Annotated in this window: 16 protein-coding genes; all 16 read right to left on the bottom strand. The window is 60.4% G+C overall.

From position 1 onward, the window contains the following. Window positions 1-92 precede the first annotated feature (92 nt). Window positions 93-1,523: a PTS transporter subunit EIIC gene (locus DXD16_RS08045; protein WP_035137407.1), complete on the bottom strand. Its 1,431-nt coding sequence runs from the start codon at window positions 1,521-1,523 to the stop codon at window positions 93-95. A 57-nt stretch (window positions 1,524-1,580) separates the two neighbouring features. Then, window positions 1,581-2,504, bottom strand: coding sequence for an N-acetylmuramic acid 6-phosphate etherase (gene murQ / locus DXD16_RS08040; protein ID WP_117655744.1), 924 nt, complete (start codon window positions 2,502-2,504; stop codon window positions 1,581-1,583). A 10-nt stretch (window positions 2,505-2,514) separates the two neighbouring features. After that, window positions 2,515-3,366 carry a MurR/RpiR family transcriptional regulator gene (locus tag DXD16_RS08035; protein WP_117655743.1) on the bottom strand — a complete coding sequence of 284 codons (852 nt, stop codon included), beginning with the start codon at window positions 3,364-3,366 and terminating at the stop codon, window positions 2,515-2,517. A gap of 204 nt (window positions 3,367-3,570) precedes the next feature. Beyond that, the gene (locus tag DXD16_RS08030) at window positions 3,571-4,152 is read right to left on the bottom strand and encodes a VanZ family protein (protein ID WP_158566981.1); all 582 of its coding nucleotides are present in this window, start codon (window positions 4,150-4,152) and stop codon (window positions 3,571-3,573) included. A gap of 104 nt (window positions 4,153-4,256) precedes the next feature. Then, a complete protein-coding gene (locus DXD16_RS08025; RefSeq protein WP_089572227.1) occupies window positions 4,257-4,862 on the bottom strand; it encodes a recombinase family protein in 606 nt (201 codons plus the stop codon). 177 nt (window positions 4,863-5,039) lie between these two features. Continuing rightward, a complete protein-coding gene (locus DXD16_RS08020) occupies window positions 5,040-7,175 on the bottom strand; it encodes a ribonuclease R family protein (RefSeq protein ID WP_117655741.1) in 2,136 nt (711 codons plus the stop codon). A 135-nt stretch (window positions 7,176-7,310) separates the two neighbouring features. After that, complete coding sequence (gene ftsX / locus DXD16_RS08015; RefSeq protein ID WP_089572231.1) at window positions 7,311-8,231, bottom strand: permease-like cell division protein FtsX; 921 nt, start codon at window positions 8,229-8,231, stop codon at window positions 7,311-7,313. Further along, the gene (gene ftsE / locus DXD16_RS08010; RefSeq protein ID WP_117655740.1) at window positions 8,218-9,438 is read right to left on the bottom strand and encodes a cell division ATP-binding protein FtsE; all 1,221 of its coding nucleotides are present in this window, start codon (window positions 9,436-9,438) and stop codon (window positions 8,218-8,220) included. The genes ftsX and ftsE overlap by 14 nt, the downstream gene beginning before the upstream one ends. A gap of 451 nt (window positions 9,439-9,889) precedes the next feature. Then, the gene (locus DXD16_RS08005; RefSeq protein WP_006235309.1) at window positions 9,890-10,831 is read right to left on the bottom strand and encodes a transketolase family protein; all 942 of its coding nucleotides are present in this window, start codon (window positions 10,829-10,831) and stop codon (window positions 9,890-9,892) included. Between the two features lies 1 nt (window position 10,832). Next, the gene (locus tag DXD16_RS08000; RefSeq protein ID WP_117655739.1) at window positions 10,833-11,663 is read right to left on the bottom strand and encodes a transketolase; all 831 of its coding nucleotides are present in this window, start codon (window positions 11,661-11,663) and stop codon (window positions 10,833-10,835) included. 207 nt (window positions 11,664-11,870) lie between these two features. Then, complete coding sequence (locus DXD16_RS07995; protein WP_117655738.1) at window positions 11,871-12,761, bottom strand: YitT family protein; 891 nt, start codon at window positions 12,759-12,761, stop codon at window positions 11,871-11,873. 165 nt (window positions 12,762-12,926) lie between these two features. Continuing rightward, on the bottom strand, window positions 12,927-14,075 hold the full coding sequence (gene prfB, locus DXD16_RS07990) for a peptide chain release factor 2 (protein WP_117655737.1): 1,149 nt from the start codon (window positions 14,073-14,075) through the stop codon (window positions 12,927-12,929). Next, the gene (secA, locus tag DXD16_RS07985) at window positions 14,075-16,882 is read right to left on the bottom strand and encodes a preprotein translocase subunit SecA (RefSeq protein WP_117641062.1); all 2,808 of its coding nucleotides are present in this window, start codon (window positions 16,880-16,882) and stop codon (window positions 14,075-14,077) included. Before secA ends, prfB begins: the two co-directional genes overlap by 1 nt. A 307-nt stretch (window positions 16,883-17,189) precedes the next feature. Then, window positions 17,190-17,615 (bottom strand): 50S ribosomal protein L31, encoded by a 426-nt coding sequence (rpmE, locus tag DXD16_RS07980; protein ID WP_006235303.1) that lies wholly within the window; start codon window positions 17,613-17,615, stop codon window positions 17,190-17,192. Window positions 17,616-17,981: 366 nt separating this feature from the next. Beyond that, entirely contained in the window at window positions 17,982-18,326 is a 345-nt protein-coding gene (locus DXD16_RS07975) for a hypothetical protein (protein ID WP_117655736.1), read from the bottom strand. Between the two features lies 1 nt (window position 18,327). After that, on the bottom strand, window positions 18,328-19,538 hold a 1,211-nt coding region (locus tag DXD16_RS07970; RefSeq protein ID WP_199408175.1), incomplete at its 5' end, for an ATP-binding cassette domain-containing protein.

Here is a 19,538-nt window from a genome sequence, read left to right as displayed (position 1 = left end):
CGGCGGAGCAGTTAGCCCCGCCGGCACAACCATAGCATCAAGAAATCTGCCGCGCGCCGCGAGCCCTGAGCAACACGGCTCGCGATATCAAACTACTCGCCAAAGAACTCGTTGATCTTCTGCTCGTCGACGCCAAAGAACCACGTCAGGACAAAGCCGGCGGCATAGGCAAGCAGCATAGCGGCAACGTAGCCGAGCTGCTGACCAGGAACGACGATCAGCAGGCCAAACAGACCGGAAACGCCCTGAGAAACCGTGCCGATGTGAAGCAGCGCCGCGAGCGCGCCGCCAAATCCGGCACCCAGGCAGGCCGTTACAAACGGACGAACGAGCGGCAGCGTAACGGCATACATCAGAGGCTCGCCCACACCGAGGATTCCAACGGGAATGGACTCTGCGACGTACTTCTTGAGCTTGGCGTTCTTGGTCTTAAAGTACAGCGCCAAACCGGCACCGACCTGGCCGCCGCCAGCCATCATAAGGATGGGGAGCAGGTAATTGATGCCCTTGGTAGCGCCGTCGGGATCGTTGAGCATAGCGTGGATCGGCGTGAGCGCCTGATGCAGGCCGACGGAAACCAGCGGCAAGAAGCCTGCCGACAGGATATAACCGCCCAGGACGCCCAGCTTCTCGAAGATAAAGGTCAAAACGCTAAAGATGGCAGTCGTCAGCCATGCGCCAACCGGCTGGATGACGAGCATCAGAGCAAAGGCGCCGATGATGAGCACCAGCAGCGGGGACAAAAACGTGTCGAGTGCGTTGGGCATAACCTTGCGAATCTGACGCTCCATCCAGGCAAAAAATGCGCCGGCGATAAGAGCCGCGATCATGCCGCCCGCTGCGGGGTTGTACTGTGCATTGGTGAGCGGCAGCAGAATGGCAGTGGCAGGATCGGCCGCGCCAGGCGCAAGCAGGGGCATGGCACTGTTGGCAATACACATCATGCCGGCGATGCCGCCCAGCGCAGCGGAGCCACCAAACTCACGTGCCGCGTTATAGCCCACCAAGATGGGCAGATAGGCAAACAGGGCCCAGCCCATGGAACGAATGCCCTGGTACCACCACTCGCCTGCAAGCGCGCCTGCCGTCGAAACGTTAATGACGTTGCAGATACCGTTGATGAGGCCAGCCGCAATGATGCCGGGAAGCAGGGCGACGAAGACATTGGAAATCTTCTTGAGGAAGGCCTGAACCGGCTTGGACTCGTACTTTGCCTTCTGCGCGGCCTTGTTTGTGGCCGCAGCGTCAACCACGCTCTCGTCAGCAACGCCTTTCGCAAGGCCGGTGAGCTTGGAGAACTCCTCGAGCACCTTATTCACCTTGCCCGGACCCAGCACGATCTGCATCGTGTCGTCCTCGACCAAGCCCATCACGCCGTCGAGTGCCTTAATACCCTCCGTGTCGACGTTGCCCGTGTCTTTGACGGTCACGCGCAGGCGCGTCATGCACGCCGCGTTTGCCAACACGTTGTCTTTACCGCCCAAAAGGTCCAGCAGCTTTTGAGCCAGCTCTTTGTTCGTCATAACTCCTCCTTGTATTGGGTATCTCGTCTGGATGTCATATCAGCTCACGCCGCGCACCTATTGGGCATCGGCATTGCTCTTCTCATGGCCACTCACCGCAGCACGGACATGGCCTCTCGCTCGCTCAAGAGCTACCGCAGCCTGCTCGGCATCGCAGCCCAGCAGTACCGAGACAATAGCGGTTTTTACGTGGCCGCCGGCATCTGCAAGCGCCTGAATAGCGCGCTCGCGCGTGCAGCCGGTCGCCTCCATCACGATGTTCTGGCCGCGCACCACCAACTTCTCGTTCGTCTGCTGCACATCGACCATCAGGTTTTGGTATACCTTGCCGATCTTGACCATGGCACCGGTCGAAATCATGTTGAGAATGAGCTTTTGAACCGTTCCCGCCTTGAGTCTCGTTGAGCCGGTCAGCACCTCGGGACCGGGCACGGGTTCAATGGCAAGATCTGCGCTCTCCCCGATCTTCGACCCTTGGTTGCAGGCAATTGCAATGGTCTTGCACCCAGTTGCCTTGGCGTACACAAGGCCGCCCACCACATAGGGAGTACGACCGCTTGCCGCCAGGCCAACGACAAGATCCCTGTCCGAGAGTCCACGCTCCCGCAGGTCGCTCGCGCCAAGCTCCTCGCTGTCTTCGGCACCTTCGACAGCCTTGATAAACGCCGTCTCGCCTCCGGCAATGAGCCCGACAATCAGATCGGGTGACACGCCAAACGTGGGCGGACACTCCGAAGCGTCGAGTACGCCCAGACGACCGCTGGTGCCTGCGCCCATGTAAAAGACGCGTCCGCCGCGCTCGAGTGCCTCAGCAGCCCAGTCGATTGCTGTGGCAACCTGGGGCAACACCTTCGTGACCGACTGGACGGCACGAAGATCCTCATCATTCATCGTCGTGACGATTTGCAGCGATGTCATCGTATCGAGGTCCATTGAACTTTGATTACGCTGTTCGGTCGTGAATTTTGTTAAATCGAGCATTTCATTCACCTCATCTTTCCTGTTTCTCGATGTAGTTTTGCTTAATGACATGCGTCGCCCGTTCGTAGTCGCTGGCAACGTAAGCAGCGTACAGGGCATCGACAACCATAAGCTGGGCCATACGCGAAGCCATGGCACCGCTGCGGACCAAGGGTTCACTCGCAGCGACGCCGAGCACGGCATCGGCCACGGTGGCAAGCTTGGATGATCCATCTACTTTGGTAACGGCCACAACGGGACAGTTGTGACGTTGAGCCTCGGCGGTGCAGTCCAGCACCTCTTGCGTCAAGCCCGAGTAGCTAAAGGCGATTGCCATATCGCCCTCATGCATGTTCTTGGCACACAAGAGCTGATCATGCCAGTCGTCGTACAGATGGCACTCTTTGTCGACACGCATGAGCTTTTGCGCCAGATCGTGCGCGACCAAACGAGAGGCACCGATACCGAACAGATTGACTGCGCGTGCCCGCTTAAGATAGGCCGCGCATCGCTCCAAGACGGTGTAATCGAGCGTTCGCGCCGTCGCTTCGATCGTGCGCACGTTGCTTTTCATCACCTTCCCCACGATACGTTCGACGCTGTCATCCATGGAGATGTCCTCGAGGGCTACGTCTTTCTTGTCACCTAAGAGCGCCAGCTCGGCAATCAGTTCGCGCTGGAACTCCTTGTAGCCCGCAAAACCCAAACGCTTGCAAAAGCGCAAAATGCTCGAGGGCGAGGAGAACGTGGCATCGGCAAGACCGCGGACGGACAGCCCGACCACCTCGTGCGGATGAGCGCTCACATATGCGATGACATTGCGTTCCGCCGGGCTCGCGCTGAGCTCACGCTCGCGAAGCCGCAAAAGCAATCCGTTTGCCATCTCAAACACCTCCGTTGAGAAGAATTAAAGACCAACGAACGATTCGTACCGGATACAAACAGCTTTTACGGTACATTGTGCCGCATCGTGGCGCACAAAGGACGAGCGTTCTACCGCTCGCCCCTCAAATCCGACCGCTCGGAAATACGCGCGACACAAAATAGTTCAACAAGGTCGCATGATCAGAAACGGGTTTGTTACCGGCTAGCGCCTCGCATGGGCGCCGATGGGGCGCGTCTCGTGGTGCACCCATGCGGAGACCAGCAATACCAACAGCATCGCGGTGACATAGCCCGCAGCATCGAATCCTAAATCGATAACGTCGAAATGCCTGCCGGGAACAAAGATCTTATGTACCTGATCGCCAACGGAGCAGACGGCGCAAAAGAGCAACACGGGCACGCAACGGGAGCAAACGCTCCACGGACGCCTGGAAAAGCAAACCACGGCCACCGAGGCGAACAATCCGACGAAGAAAAACTCTACGGTATGGGCAACGCGACGGACGTTCGTGCCCACCCACATGCGAATGGAAGCAAGTCGGCCAGACCGGACATTCGAGGCAGCCGAATCGATGCCCCCGGTCATCCCGTTCTCGGTCTGAGCTTCACCCGTGGCATCGGCAGCCTGAACGCCCGTAGCCTGACCCTCCACCACGCGCGCGGTGGACTCGCTCAGCAACGACGTCTCCACCGCATTTTGCTCCGTCAGCACCCAGATGCCCGCCAGCGTTGCAGCGAACAGAATGATCGCGGTCCATCCGATTATTTGTTTTACGCGCGCCAAGGGCCTACCTCCTTTTTTGAATATCAGCGAGTGTAGCCCCAAATGACATCGTCACCGTATCAAAATTTGAATCGCAACAGGAAGCGACAAAGCGACGCAAACCCCTACCCCGCCTCGCGCATCCAGCGATCGAACGTCCCCACGCACACGCCCAGGCACTTTGCTGCCTGGCTGCGGGTAATATCGCCCGCCTCATAGCTATCGCGCACCAGCTCAAACTGAGGAGGGCACGGCTTGCGAGGTCGACCGAAACGGACCCCTCGCGCCCGCGCCGCTGCAATTCCCTCCGCTTGGCGCCGATGGATATTCTCGCGCTCCACCTGCGCCACGTAGCTCAGCAGTTGCAGCACAATATCGGCAATCAGGGTATTAGTCACATCCGGCGTGCCGCTTGCCCTGGCGCGCGTGTCAAGCAATGGCATGTCCAACACCACAATGGCAACCCCGAGCTCCTTGGTAATGCGACGCCATTCCTCAAGAATCTCGGAGTAATTACGACCAAGTCGGTCGATAGAAAGCACCACCAGCACGTCCCCGTCTCCCAGGACGTGCAGCAGCTCGCGATAGCGCGGTCGATCGAAGTCCTTGCCGCTCGCATGGTCGGCATAAATATTCGCCGAGCCCACGCCATAGGCGCCCAGCGCATCCAGCTGCCGATTAAGATTCTGATCGCGCGAACTCACCCGCGCATAACCATACACCGTCGCCATCTCATCCCCGCTTTCTTGTAAACCTGCCAAAAAGGGACAGGTTTATTTTGGTAGGATTTACCTCTCCAATAGCAGGTAAGCGGGCGGCCGTGCAGACGGCAAGGTAGCCATGATCCAAATGCGGAGGGCGGCCCCGAAAGACCGCCCTCCGCTCTCCCGTCATGAGTCGAGATTTGGCTAATGGATAAGCTTAAAGTCCAAGTGCCCACGCGTGGTATTGACGCGCGAGACCTCGATAATCACGCGCTGGCCCAGTTCATAGCGAGTCCCCGTGTCGGCACCTGTGAGCGTGAGCGCATCCTCGTCGAACTCGAACCACTCGTTGCCCAGGCTTTTGATCGAAACCAAGCCTTCGACCTGCGTCAGGTCCAAGCGCACAAAGAGGCCCATGCTGCTAACCCACGAGACGGATCCGGCATAGCGCTCGCCCAGACGGTCCTCATAGTACTGGGCAATCTTGATCTTTTGCGTCGCATGGCTGGCGGCATCGGCCGCACGCTCGGCATCGCTGCATGCGCGGCAGATCTGCGGCAGAATGCGCGGCAGCGACTCGCGCCCCTTGCCGATCAGCCGCGGCGTACGGACCAAGGCGTCCTTGCCGCCGAGCTGCTCATAGGCCAACTGCAGTTTGAGCACGCGGTGCACCACCAGATCGGGGTAGCGACGGATGGGACTCGTAAAGTGGCAGTAGCACGGCGCGGCGAGCGCAAAGTGGCCCTCGTTGCGCGGCTTGTACAGCGCGCGCTGCATGCTGCGCAGAAGCAGCGTGTTGACGAGCGGTGCGTTGGCCGTACCGGCGGCAGCATCAACTGCAGCCTGCAGCTCATCGGGACTCCCCAGGGCAATACCGGCAGCACGGCGATCGTCGATGATGCCCAGCTGCGCCAGCGCAACGGCGGCACCGTGCAGGCTATCGGGGCTCGGATCCTCATGCACGCGATAGCAAGCCTCGATATCACGGTCTGCCAGCCACTCTGCAACGCACTCGTTGGCGAGCAGCATGGCTTCCTCGATAAGCGACGTGGCACACGAACGCTCACGCGCCACAATCTGCACGGGTACTCCGTCCTCATCCAATAGAGCGCGAATCTCGGCCGTGTCAAAATCGACTGAGCCGCGGGCACGACGAATACGACGGCGAAGTTCGGCGAGTTCGTTGGCGGCGACAAGGAAATCGCCGAGGTCGACGTTATAGCCGCGAGCAGTTTCCTCGCACGCAAGACCGCGCTCAAGCGCCTCCTCGCGCGAGGCCTCAGCAGCCACAACATCCTCAGCGGCGCCTTCCAGCACCGAATACTCAACCGCGTCGGCACGCACCAGCAGCGCCTCGGCTCCGTCATAGTCCATACGCACACGCGAGCGAATCACGCTGGGGTAAGGATCGTAATGCCGCACGCGACCCTGCGCATCGAGCTCAATGTCAACGGTAAACGCAAGACGGTCCTCGTCAGGGCGAAGCGAGCATAGGTCACAGGACAGGCGTTCGGGCAGCATGGGAAGCACGCGATCGGCCAGATACACCGATGTCGTACGATGGCGAGCCTCAAGATCGATATGCCCGTCCCAAGCCACATAGTGAGAAACGTCAGCGATATGCACACCCAGCTTGTAGCCACCCTCGGGCGTGCGCTCAAGCGAAATGGCATCGTCAAAGTCGCGCGCGTCGACCGGGTCGATCGTGATGACAAAGCGGTCGCGCAGATCGCGGCGGAGCGGGTCCTTAAGCGCCGCGGACACATCGAGCGAAAGCCCCTCGGCCTCGTCCAGCGCGGCCTCGGGATAGCTATCGGTATAGCCGTAACGCGCCATCACGTATTGAACGCCCAAATCGGGCGCGTCATCTCCGCCAATGCGGCGTTCGATCGTCACGGTGCCCGATTCCAGGCGCGTCGGGTAGGTCAAAATGCGCGCGACAACGGCATCACCCGGGTGGACGCCCAGACGATCCGCCGAGGTATCCTCGGGCAGAATGAAGAAGTCGGCCTTCAGGCGCGAATCGAGCGGCTCGATCACACCGAGCGGACCAGCGGTCTGGTACGTACCCACCACGCTTATGGCTGCGCGCTCAACCACGCCTTCGATCACGGCGCGCCGCTCACCGTGCGGGCTATTCTTAATGCTCACGGCAACGGTATCGCCATCCATGATCTCGCGCTTACCGCGGCCCATAACCTTGTAGTCGCCGCTCTCGGTTATGACATAGGCGCCATGCTCATGGAGCTGCACGCGCCCGGTCAGGCTCGGACGGCGTTCGCTGCGCACCGGCCCACGCTTATTGCGAGCACCGCGCTTATGCTTGTTGTTGCGCCCCATGGCGCCTCCTTGCTATCGATGACGAACTCCAAAGAGTCTACCCAAATGATTCGCTTTCCTGCCGTCCCCTAGAGATCAAAAAACGGGCCGCCCCATAAGAGACGACCCGTTGGAAGGGATGAATTCCAGGCATGCCTACACGCGCAGGTAGCGGCGCATGGCTATGGCAGAACCAAAGAGACCGATAATCACACCGACCAGAATCAGCGCAGCATAGGTCACCAGGTAGTACTGCATCGGCAGGGCAAACGACATCCAGCCGATGCTCTCCTGCAAACGCGGAATCATCAGATTGCGCAGCAGCTCCAGAACGCCGATGGAAAGCAGCGAGCCCAAAATGGCCTGCAGTACGCCCTCGGTGATAAACGGGCCGCGAATGAAGCCGTTGCTGGCGCCGACCAGACGCATAATCGCAATCTCACGACGACGCGCCGTGATGGACAGGCGAATCGTATTGTTGATGAAGATGAATGCGATAAAGGTCAAAAGGCCAACGAGCACCACGGCGGCGATGCGGATGTAGTTGGTCACCTGGAACAGGCGGCTCACTTCCTCTTGGCCGTACAGCACGCTCGCGTTGACGTCGCCGTCATCCGCGATCTTCTGGAAGTCGGCGTTCTTCTTGAGCTTCTGGGCCGTGCTCTCGACCTTGGACGGATCGTCCATCTCAATTGCAAACGAAGCCGGCAGCGGGTTCTGGCCATCGAGCGCGCTCATGGTGGCGTCGGCGTTGCCCGACATCTTGCTCGTATACTCGGCCAGCGCGTCGTCCTTGTCCTTATAGGTCACGGACTTGACGTTATTCCACGTCTTAAGCTCGGCCTCAAAAGCCTGAACATCGGCCTGATCGGCGTCATCGCTAATGAACGCGTTGATGACAACCTGATCCTCGACGGTGCCGATCACGGAGTTCAGCATCGCGGAGCCCATGATGAACAGGCCGATGATAAACAGCGAAAGGAAGATCGTGATGACGGCGCCGAGCGAGGTAGTCCAGTTACGGAAGAAGTGACTGATTGCCTCTTTGAAGGAGTAGCCCACGTTAGTTGGTGCCATAGTTGCCGTAACCTCCCCTCTCCTGGTCGCGGATAACGTGGCCGCCCTCGAGGGCGATCACGCGACGGTGCATGCTATCGACCATCTCGCGGTCGTGCGTGGCGACGATCACGGTGGTGCCGGTGCGGTTAATACGCTCGAGCAGCTTCATGATGCCCAGCGAGATCGCCGGGTCGAGGTTGCCCGTGGGCTCGTCGCAGATCAGCAGCGGCGGACGGTTGACCATAGCGCGGGCGACGGCGACGCGCTGCTGCTCGCCACCGGAAAGCTGGTCGGGCAGCGAATCCATCTGATCGGCCAGACCGACCAGACGCAGCACCTCCGGCACCTGGCTGCGAATGACGCCCTTGGGCTTGCCGATGCACTGCAGGGCAAACGCCACGTTTTCGTAGGCGGTCTTTTGCGGCAGAAGCTTAAAGTCCTGGAACACGGCACCAATCTGGCGGCGCAGGAACGGAACCTTGCGGTTCTTGATCTTCATGAGGTCCTGACCGGCAACCAAGATGCGGCCGCTCGTCGGCTTGACGTCGTGGTTGAGCGTCGACAGCAGCGTGGTCTTACCCGAGCCGGAATGACCGACCAGGAAGACGAACTCGCCCGGATAGATCTCGATGTTGATGTCGTCGAGTGCAGGCTTGTTGGGCTGTGCCGGATAGATCTTGGTGACATGCTCCATAAGGATGACGGGCTCGACACCGGCCTGCTTGGCCATCTTCTTGCGGCTGGCCTGCGGATCGATGGGCGCAAACACCGACGTAAAATCGGGGTTGTTGAGCGCGTTATCGAGGCTTGCGACCTCGGCTGCCTGATCGCTCTCGACCACCGGGGCAGCAGGCTGCGTGGGATCGGGAATAGCGGCAAAGAGGCCGGACTGCGCAGGCTGAGGAGCCGGTGTCGCAGGAGCCATGGGGTCGGGAATGCCGGCCATGCTAGGCTGCGGCGCGGCGGCGCCAGCCTGAGGCTGCTCCACGCGAGCGGTCACAGCCTGAACGGGCTCAAAACCCGCCGTGCCGGAAAGCGCGACATCGCTGGTGGGATTGTAGGCAAAGGGATCGGATGCCGGCTGTGCCTGATCTGCCGGCTGAGTGGGGGCCTGAGCAACAGGCTGGCCCTCTGAATCCGGAGTGGCGAAACGACTGCCCTGGACGCCTGTCTGCGTCTTGGGGGCATCATCGCCCGCACCGGAGGTACGGAAGTGGTTACCCACTGGTGCTCCTTATCGTCGTGCGTTTAAACTACATGAGCGCTTTGTATTTTAGCAGCATTAGCTTTGCTGCACATAAGAAGCATGGCGGGCTTTGGGATCCCACCGGCCGGGCGCAGGGTTACCTCCCAAATCGTCCTCGCGCATGGCCGGCATTTGTCCTGCTCCTGCGGAGCTGCGGACAAACGCCGGCCTGCGCTGCGGAAAGATTTGGGAGGTAACCCTGCGCCCGGCCTGCGGCTACTATGGGGCCGACGCACCAACTTGAGATGCTGCGCATACAAAGTTGGAAGGGTCTGAATTGCACTTTGTTGGGATGGGCCCGTTTCCCCATAGGAACCTTGCTTGGCAGGACTCTATTTTAAATTCAGCATAAACAGGGGCGCCCTCTTTGAGGACGCCCCTGTTCTGGCTTGTTTGCGGTTGTCAACGTGATACTTTGCCTCGTCTTGCCTTATGCCAAGAACTCCTTGGTGGTCGCCACGATGTTGGCGGCGTCCAGGCCGTACTTGTGCAGGAGCTCGGCACCCGGGCCGGACTCGCCGAAGGTGTCGTTGACGCCAATCTTCTTGAGCGGCGTCGGGCACTGCTCGCACAGAACATCGGCAACGGCGCTGCCCAGGCCACCGATCACGGAGTGCTCCTCGACGGTCACGACGTGGCCGGTCTTGGTGGCGCTCTTGACGATCAGGTCGGCATCGATGGGCTTGATGGTGTGCATGTTGATGACCTCGGCATCGATGCCCTCGGCAGCAAGCTGCTCGGCGGCCTCGAGAGCCTCGCCGACCATCAGGCCGCAGGCGATGATGGTCACATCGGCGCCCTCGCGCATGACAATGCCCTTACCCAACTCGAACTTGTAGGTCTCGGGGTCGTTGATAACCGGCGAGGCCAGACGGGCAAAGCGCATGTACACGGGGCCGTCGCACTCGTAGGCGGCGCGCGTCACGGCGCGGGCCTCGACATCGTCGGCCGGAACGATCACAGTCATGCCGGGGATGACGCGCATGAGGGCGATATCCTCGCAGCACTGGTGCGTGGCACCGTCCTCGCCCACCGAGATACCGGCGTGCGTGGCACCGATCTTAACGTTGAGGTGCGGGTAGCCGATGGAGTTACGAACCTGCTCAAAGGCGCGACCGGCAGCGAACATGGCAAAGGTACTCGCGAAGGCAACACGACCGGTGGTCGCGATACCGGCGGCGACGCCCATCAGGTTGCTCTCGGCAATGCCCACATCGAAGAAGCGGTCGGGGCAGGCCGCCTTGAACTTACCGGTCTGCGTGGCGGCGGCCAGATCGGCGTCGAGGACCACAAAGTCATCGTGCTCGTTGGCGAGCTCGACGAGGGCCTCGCCGTAGCTTACGCGCGTGGCGATTTTCTTGACGTCTGCCATCCTAGAGCTCCTCTCCGGCGGCCGTGAGCTCTGCCATGGCCTGCTCAAACTGTTCATCATTGGGGGCCTTGCCGTGCCAACCAACCTGGTTCTCCATAAAGGACACGCCCTTGCCCTTTGTGGTCTCGGCGATAATGGCAGTAGGCTGACCCTTGGTGGCGCGAGCCTCGGCAAAGGCGGCGCGAATCTGATCGAAATCGTTGCCGTCGGCAAGCTCCACCACGTGGAACTTAAAGGCACGGAACTTGTCGGCGAGCGGCATGGGGTCGTTGACTTCCTCGACGGGACCGTCGATCTGCAGGCCGTTGTGGTCGACGATCACGCAGAGGTTATCGAGCTGCTGGTTGCCGGCAAACATGGCGGCCTCCCAGACCTGGCCCTCCTCGCTCTCGCCGTCGCCTAGCAGGGCGTAGGTGCGATAGTCGTCGCCCCAGTGCTTGGCGGCAACGGCCATGCCCACGGCGGCGGAGATGCCCTGGCCGAGCGAACCGGTGGACATGTCGACGCCCGGGGTGTCGTTCATGTTGGGGTGACCCTGCAGGTGGCTGCCGATATGGCGCAGCGTCTTGAGGTCCTCTTTGGGAAAGAACCCACGCTCGGCGAGCACGGCGTACAGGCCCGGAGCGCAATGGCCCTTGGAAAGCACAAAGCGATCGCGGTCGGCCTTGCGGGGATCGGACGGGTCGACGTTCATTTCCTCAAAGTACAGATAGGTCATGATGTCGGCAGCGCCGAGCGAACCGCCCGGATGGCCGGACTTGGCAGCGTGCACGCCGGTGACGATGCCCTTCCTTACCTCGTTGGCAACCTTTTTGAGCTCTTCGTCGCTCATTGTGCCTTCCTTTCATCCTCATTAGACAAAATGCGCACGGCACCGAAGGTAATCCCAACACAGCCGCAATGCACGTACGTCATTCATTATGCTGGAAACTGATGGCTTTACCAGAGTTTTTATCATTATTTGAACAATTTAGCAGGCAGAACCGCTGATGAAACGGTTTATCAATGTGAACGTCTTTTGGATGGGACGCGGTCGGCCCTACGCGCTAATGTCCTTGAATCCCTCGCCGAAAGCTTCCGTAACGTCGGCGACCGTCACAATGGCGTGAGGATCGCGCTCGCGCACGATCGTCTTGAGGGTATTGAGCTCTCGACGGTTCACGATGACCATGATCACCGGCTTCTCGGCACCCGAATACATGCCAGTCGCCTTAAACTTGGTACAACCACGACCCAGGCCATACATGATATCGGCAGCGATATCAGGGAACTTGTCCGAGATGATGAGTACCATACGGCGTTTGTTGCCACCATCGACCACGGCATCGATCACGTAGCCGCTAATGACCATCGAAAGGCCTGCATATAGTGCATTTTCGATTGAAAAGACCGGAGCCGACAGCGCACATACGGCAACATCGATCGCCATGACGGTCGAGCCCACGGGCAGCGAGGTATTACGCGAGATGATTTGGCCAATCGTGTCCGAGCCGCCGGTGTTGGCGCCGGCGCGCAGCACCATGCCATAACCGATGCCCGTGATGATGCCGCCCCACATAGCGGGCAGCATCAGATCGGCATGTGCCAGCGGCGCCACAAACGGAGCGAACAGGTCGGTGAAAAAGCCCAGCAGCACAAAGCCTGTCGCCGTCTGCACCACGTAGAACATGCCGCCCTCGCGCATAACGACCAGCAGCAGCAAGGCGTTCATCACGATCGTCTGAATACCAACGGGAAGCGATAGACCGCGCGATGCGCCGACCGCCTGGATAATGGTGGCAAGGCCCGTAACGCCACCGGCAGCAAGGCCGTTAGGAATCAAAAACAGGTCGGTCGCAATAGCGGCCAGAGCGCACCCCAACATAATCTGGGGCAGGTCGTGAAAGAAGTTCATCGAAAGAATGCGCTTAATGTCCAGACGATATGCCATGCTGCCTCCCTCAAAAAAGCGCACCCCATCGGATGCGCTTTGAACTTCTTCTTGTATTCGATTCTACCGATTCGCCGGACAAAAACCACCCCTGCGCAGGGTTTATTCCGAATACAAACCCGTCCAACCGTTGGGCTTAGCATCGGCTTGAAGCCGCCCGATGTTTTAGATCTCCGAGCCTTCTACATCGGCGTTGCCGGTAGCCCAACGGTGATAGCCAATAACAAACGGATCCAAATCGCCATCGTCAAGAACGGCCTCGACGTTGCTGGTCTCCACGCCCGTACGCAGGTCCTTAACCATCTGGTACGGGTAGAGCACGTAGCTGCGGATCTGGTTGCCAAAACCAATCGTGGTCTTGGGTCCGCGAATCTCGTCCAGGGCCTCGGCACGCTTCTCGAGCTCAATCTCGTACAGGCGAGCCTTGAGGATCTGCATGCACGCGGCCTTGTTCTGGATCTGGCTGCGCTCGTTTTGGCAGGTAACCACAATGCCGCTGGGGAAATGCGTCACGCGCACGGCGGAGTCGGTGGTGTTTACGCCCTGGCCACCCGGGCCACTTGCGTGGTACACGTCGACGCGGATGTCGTCGGAACTGATCTCGATGTCGATATCATCGGGTAGTACGGGGATGACCTCAACGCCAGCGAACGTGGTCTGGCGGCGCTTCTTGTCGTCGGTGGGGCTAATTCGTACCAGGCGGTGCACACCGGCCTCGGCGCGCAGCATGCCAAATGCGTCCTTGCCCTCGACGGTAAAGGTCGCGCGGTCGATGCCGATGACCTCAGCAGCGGGGCAGTCGTTAATCGTGACCTTCCAGCCGCGACGCTGGCAGTACTTCATGTACATCTTAAAGAGCATGAAGGTCCAGTCCTGGGCCTCCAGACCACCCTGTCCGGGCTTGATGGTCACAATGGCATCGCCGTGATCGAACTCACCGGTAAACCAGCTCGAAAGCTCAAGCTCATCGATGGCACGGGCCAGGCGCTCAGCCGTGGCTGTAGCCTCCTCGCGAAGGGCGGCGGCATCGGGGTCATCCCCCATCTCCTCGGCAAGCTCCAGCGCGGCGCGGGCATCGGAAAGCTCGCCGCGCGCGTTGTCCACGGCGGCGATATCTTCCTTGGTGCGCGCGATTTCCTCCATGGTGGCACGGGCGGCGTCGGCGTCATCCCAAAAGCCGGGGGCCACGCTTTTGGCCTCGAGCTCGGTCACGCGCGTGCGCTTTTCGTCCAAGTGGAGATACGACTCGACCTCGCCGAGCCGGTCCGCAAACGCGTCCAGCTCGGCGGGCGTTACCTCTAAAGCCTCAGCCATTAACGATTCCTGCCGTGGCAGTACTTAAACTTCTTGCCGCTACCGCAGGGGCACGGGTCGTTGCGGCCCACGTTGACGTACGGATCGTCGCTCTCGGACTTGCGATAGGTGGTCACCTTGCCACCGTTGTTGACGGCAGCCGGACCACCCTGGACAGCCGTGCGGGCCTGCACCTGCGCCTGCTTGCGCAGCACCGAGTCGCCGTTGTCACCATCGACCTCGGCAGGACCGGAGAAGTGCGCACCCTCGAGCGCGGGCTCCTCCTTGTGCTCCACGGCACGCGGGGCAGCCTTGATCTCGATGCGCAGAACCGTGCGCAGGTAATCCTCGTACATGGTGTCGACGAGGATCTGGAACGCGCCGTAGGCCTCGGTCTTGTACTCGACCAGCGGGTCGCGCTGGCCAAAGCCGCGCAGGCCGATGCCGGTCTTGAGATAGTCCATCTCCTGCAGGTAGTTCATCCAGCGGGTATCGATGACGCGCAGCATGACCTGGGTGTTGAGCTCGCGCATCAGGTCCTCGCCCAAGCGCTCGGCCTTCATGTTGTAGCACTTCTCTACGTAAGCCAGGACATCGGCAGCCAGAGCCTCATAATCCTCGTCGGGGAACTTCGGCGTATCGATGTGGCCGGTGAGCTCCACAACCCACTTGCGCAGGCCCTCCAGGTCGCGCTCGCCATCGTGACTGTCCTTGGTGCAGAACTCCTGAACGCAGCGGTACACGGTGTCGTGCATGACCTCGGTGATGTGGTCGGTCAGGTCCTTGCCGTCCAGAATCTTATTGCGCTCAGCGTAGATGACCTGGCGCTGCTTGTTCATGACGTCGTCGTACTCAAGGACGCTCTTGCGCATGGAGAAGTTGATGCTCTCGACCTTGTGCTGGGCGCTCTCGACGGCCTTGGAGATGATCTTGTGCTGGATGGGCATGTCGTCGCCCATGTCGGCCGTGACCATCATCTTGGAGACGCGGTCCATCTTGTCGCCACCGAACAGGCGCATGAGGTCGTCCTCGAGCGACAGGTAGAACTGGGTCTCGCCCGGATCGCCCTGACGGCCGGAGCGGCCGCGCAGCTGGTTGTCGATACGACGGGACTCGTGGCGCTCGGTGCCGATAACGGTCAGGCCGCCGGCGGCAAGCACGCGCTCGCGCTCGGCCTTGCAGGTCTCCTTGGCCTCGGCGTTAAACTGCTCAAGCTGCTCGGGCGTCACGTCCTCCATGGTCAGGCCCTCGTACTCAAGGCGCTCGCGCACCAGCTCGTCGGGGTTGCCGCCCAACAGGATGTCGGTACCACGACCGGCCATGTTGGTAGCGATGGTCACGGCGCCGTAGCGTCCGGCCTGGGCAACGATATGAGCCTCGCGCTCATGGTGCTTGGCGTTGAGGACCTCGTGCGCGATGCCGCGCTTGGTAAGGGCGGCCGACAGCTTCTCGGAGCTCTCGATGGAGACGGTGCCCACCAGGACCGGCTGGCCCTTGGCGTGACGCTGCTCGACATCGTCGGCGACGGCGTTGTACTTGGCCTGAATGGTACGGTACACCAGGTCCTCGTGGTCAACACGCTGAACGGGTTTGTTGGAGGGGATGACCTCGACGGGCAGCTTGTAGATCTCGCGGAACTCGGCATCCTCGGTGAGTGCCGTACCGGTCATGCCGGAGAGCTTGTCATACAGACGGAAGTAGTTTTGCAAGGTGATAGTGGCCAGCGTCTGGTTCTCCTCGCGTACAAGCACGCCCTCTTTGGCCTCGATGGCCTGGTGCAGGCCCTCGGAGTAACGGCGGCCTTCCATAATGCGGCCGGTGAACTCGTCGACGATCTTGACCTCGCCGTTGGTGACCACATACTGCTTGTCGCGGTGGAACATGTACTGGGCCTTCAGCGCCTGCTGCAGGTGGTTGACCAGCTGGCCGGAGAGATCGGCATAGATGTCATCGATACCCAGGCGGCGCTCGATCTTCTTAAGACCGCGCTCGGTGGCAGCGATGGTGTGCTTGGCCTCGTCCATGACGTAGTCGCCCGTGGGTTCAACGTCCTCGGTGGCGGTAAGCATGTCGTGCGACACGTCCTCGCCGCGCTCAAGGCCACGCACGGCACGCGCGAAGTCCTTGTAGGTACTGGCGGACTTGGTGCCAGCGCCCGAGATGATCAGCGGGGTGCGAGCCTCATCGATCAGGATGGAGTCAACCTCGTCGACGATGGCGTAGTTGTGGCCGCGCTGCACGCGCTGCTCGGGACGGGTAACCATGTTGTCGCGCAGGTAATCAAAGCCGAACTCGGAGTTGGTGCCGTAGGTGACGTCGGCCTGGTAGGCCGGGCGCTTGAGCTCGAGCGGCATGTTGTTCTGGAGCAGACCGACGGTCATGCCCAGGTACTTGTAGATGCGGCCCATCCACTCGGAGTCGCGCTTGGCAAGGTAATCATTGACGGTAACGACGTGCACGCCCTTGCCGGCAATAGCGTTGAGATAGCCGGCCAACGTGGAGACGAGGGTCTTGCCTTCGCCAGTCTTCATCTCGGCGATGTGGCCCTCGTGCAGTGCCATGGCGCCAATGAGCTGCACGTCAAAGTGGCGCATACCCATGGTGCGCTTGGAAGCCTCGCGCACGGTGGCAAAGGCCTCGGGGAGCATGTCGTCGAGCGACTCACCGTTGGCGTAACGCTCACGGAACTTATCGGTCTGGCCGCGGAGTTCCTCCTCGGTCATCTTCTCAAACTGGGGCTCAAGACCGTTGATCTGGTCGACGATCTTGTAGTAGCGCTTAAGGTCCTTATCGGATCCAAAGGACAGCAGCTTTGACATGAATCCCATGTGGTTTTCCTTTTTGGCCATCGCCCACGCCGTGCAGCTGCGGGCGAGTTAAACACAGATGATTGTACTTTAGCCAAACAAGGCGCGGCCTATACGGTCGACCTCGACCGCCACGTAATAACTATGACCAACCTGCCGCAATGGAACAGGTTTATTTTGGCAGGTTTTATCTGAGCAAACGCCGTCTCTCTGCCATTTGGTGCCACGGGGACAGGTTAGCTTGCGCCAATAAAAAGAAAAGGGCCGCGCACCCAAATGGATGCACGGCCCTCATGCCATGAATGCGAGTGATTCCGCGGCGAGCTATTTACTCAGCAGCCTCGGTGGTCTCGGCCTCGGCAGCGGCCTCCTCGACGGGAGCCTCTGCGGGAGCCTCGGCGGCCTGCTTGGCAGCCTCCTCGGCGAACTTAGCGGCACGCTTAGCCTTCTCGGCAGCCTTAGCCTCAGCGGCGGCCTTGCGAGCGGCCTCGGCCTCAGCAGCCTTGGCGGCCTTGGCAGCCTTGGCCTCCTCAGCCTTCTTGAGCTGGGCGGCAGCGGCGCCACCGAACTTGTCGGCGAAGCGCTGGACGCGTCCACCGGTGTCGACGAACTTCTGCTGGCCGGTGTAGAACGGGTGGCACTCGTTGCAAAGCTCGACCTTCATCTCGGACACGGTAGCGTGCGTCTTGAAGGTGTTGCCGCAGGAGCACGTCACCGTGCACTCGACATACTGGGGATGGATACCCTGCTTCATGGTAGGACTCCTTATTGGTCAGGCGCTGGTTACCGATCAGCGCATAAGGCGTCTTGGTTTCCGACCAAGACAACAAACTCGGCTATGGTACCACGGCGCCGCGCGTCCCACAAAAGGTTCACGGTCTTTTCGGAACGACACGAATCTGACCCATCGAAACACATCTCCACCGTTCCTTCAACTGGGAAAATGCCGTCCCCGGGGCCTGAGAAGGGCCCCGGGGACGTTCGACTGACTGCGGGAACAGCCTTTCCGCTCAATGTGTTCGGCTGAGATCGGAAATCAACCAAACTGAACCAGGTTCAGCTGGCATGGTTAAAAACGGGGGCGACGCTTTTGCGTCGCCCCTCGTCCCAGCCGGTTGCTTTAGTTGTACACGCGGTAGTTACACTTGAACTGGGTTATGTGTCCATAGCTGGAGCGGTACCAACCCGACGTATAGCTGATTGCCTCTGGGCCTAGATATTCGTATCTCTTGTTGTAGCGAAGCTGACGGTAGGTCGTGTCGTACTCTGCTACGTAAAACGTGTCTCCAGAGAAGGCTTTGTACCGGTCTTTAACCGTCGAAGCCATGTACGCAGGTTCGACATCGCCTTTCTCCCCGTTGAGCGCATAGACGGGTGCCGCGATTCCGCATAAAGCCGTTGCCACGAGGATGGCGTAGACAGCCATGCGCGACGCATTGGACTTCAGCTGTTCAAACAGTTTCATGTCATTCGCCTCCTTCGTATGTATCGAGGTATTCCTGCTTGAGCGTCTGCGAGGACGACTTGATCTTTTCCACGAGCGTGCCGGCCTCGATGAAGTAGAACGAGTCGGTGAGGTCTGCCAGGTCGTCGAGCAGATGGCTTGAAATGAGCACGCTGCGTCCCCGCGCCACCTCGCTGCGCATCGCGTCGCAGGAGGTTTTCCGCTTTCCCGGATCGAGGCCGTTCAGCGGTTCATCGAGGATGAGGTACGGGCAATCGGTCGCTATCGCCATGGCAAGCTTTACCTGCTGCTTCATTCCTGTCGAGAGTTTACGGGTCGGCTTGTCGAGATATGGGGAGATTCCGAGGGAGTCGCAGAGCGAGTCGATGTCGGTGGCCGATTTCCACGCCTCCCTAACGAAAGCAAGGTGCTCGAGGGCCGATAGCGTGGGATAGAGATCCGCGCTACCCGAAGAGCTCAGGTAGACGAGTTCTGCAAATTCGGCTGATTGACGTTGGCTGATTCCGTCTGCCGCCAGGCTTCCCGAGCGGATGCGGGCGGGAAATTGGCCCGACAGCGCTTCAAGAAGGGTGGTTTTCCCCGAGCCGTTGGGAGCAACGAGGCCCGCCGCCGTTCCCGGGCTCAGGAAAAGCGACCCGATTGAAAGTATCGTCGTGCTCCCGTATCCCACGCTCGCGTCCAGAAGCTCGAGCCCATGGCGCTTTTTCGCGGGTCCAGGCTGTTTGGGGGAACGTGCCGCAACGGCGCCGACCGCAAAAAGGACCGCGACGTATGCCAGGGCCACGGCAAGCATCGATGCGCTGCCTGAACCGGAGCCAATGAATTCTGTCGGGAAGCATCCTACGTAGCCCGTTGCCTCGATAGGCGAGAACACGGCCAGCGGCAGGAGCCCGAGCACGGCATTATGCCCTAGTGCCGAATCGGACAGCAACGGGAATGCCGGGGCCGCGACAAGCAGCGCTGAGGTAAGGGGGCCCGCGAAGACGCGCCTCGTTGCGGTCGATAGGACGGCGGAGCAAACGGATATCAAGGTTCCGCCCGCAAGCAGCGCGAGAAGCAGGGCTGTGAAGACGTTTCCCGCGGTCGTGGTGGTAAGCGCGCCGTCATGGAAGAAGGCGATCGGGTACCCAATCTGCCCGAAGCCGTTTAGGGCCAAGGCGTAAATGCCCCCGGGTGCGAGGCCGGCGAGGAGCATCGCGGTCCCCGCGACGA

It is taken from the genome of Collinsella sp. TF11-5AC (genome assembly GCF_003436775.1).
In the GTDB taxonomy this organism is placed as follows: Bacteria; Actinomycetota; Coriobacteriia; order Coriobacteriales; family Coriobacteriaceae; genus Collinsella.
This window is presented reverse-complemented; position numbering and strand designations above follow the sequence as displayed.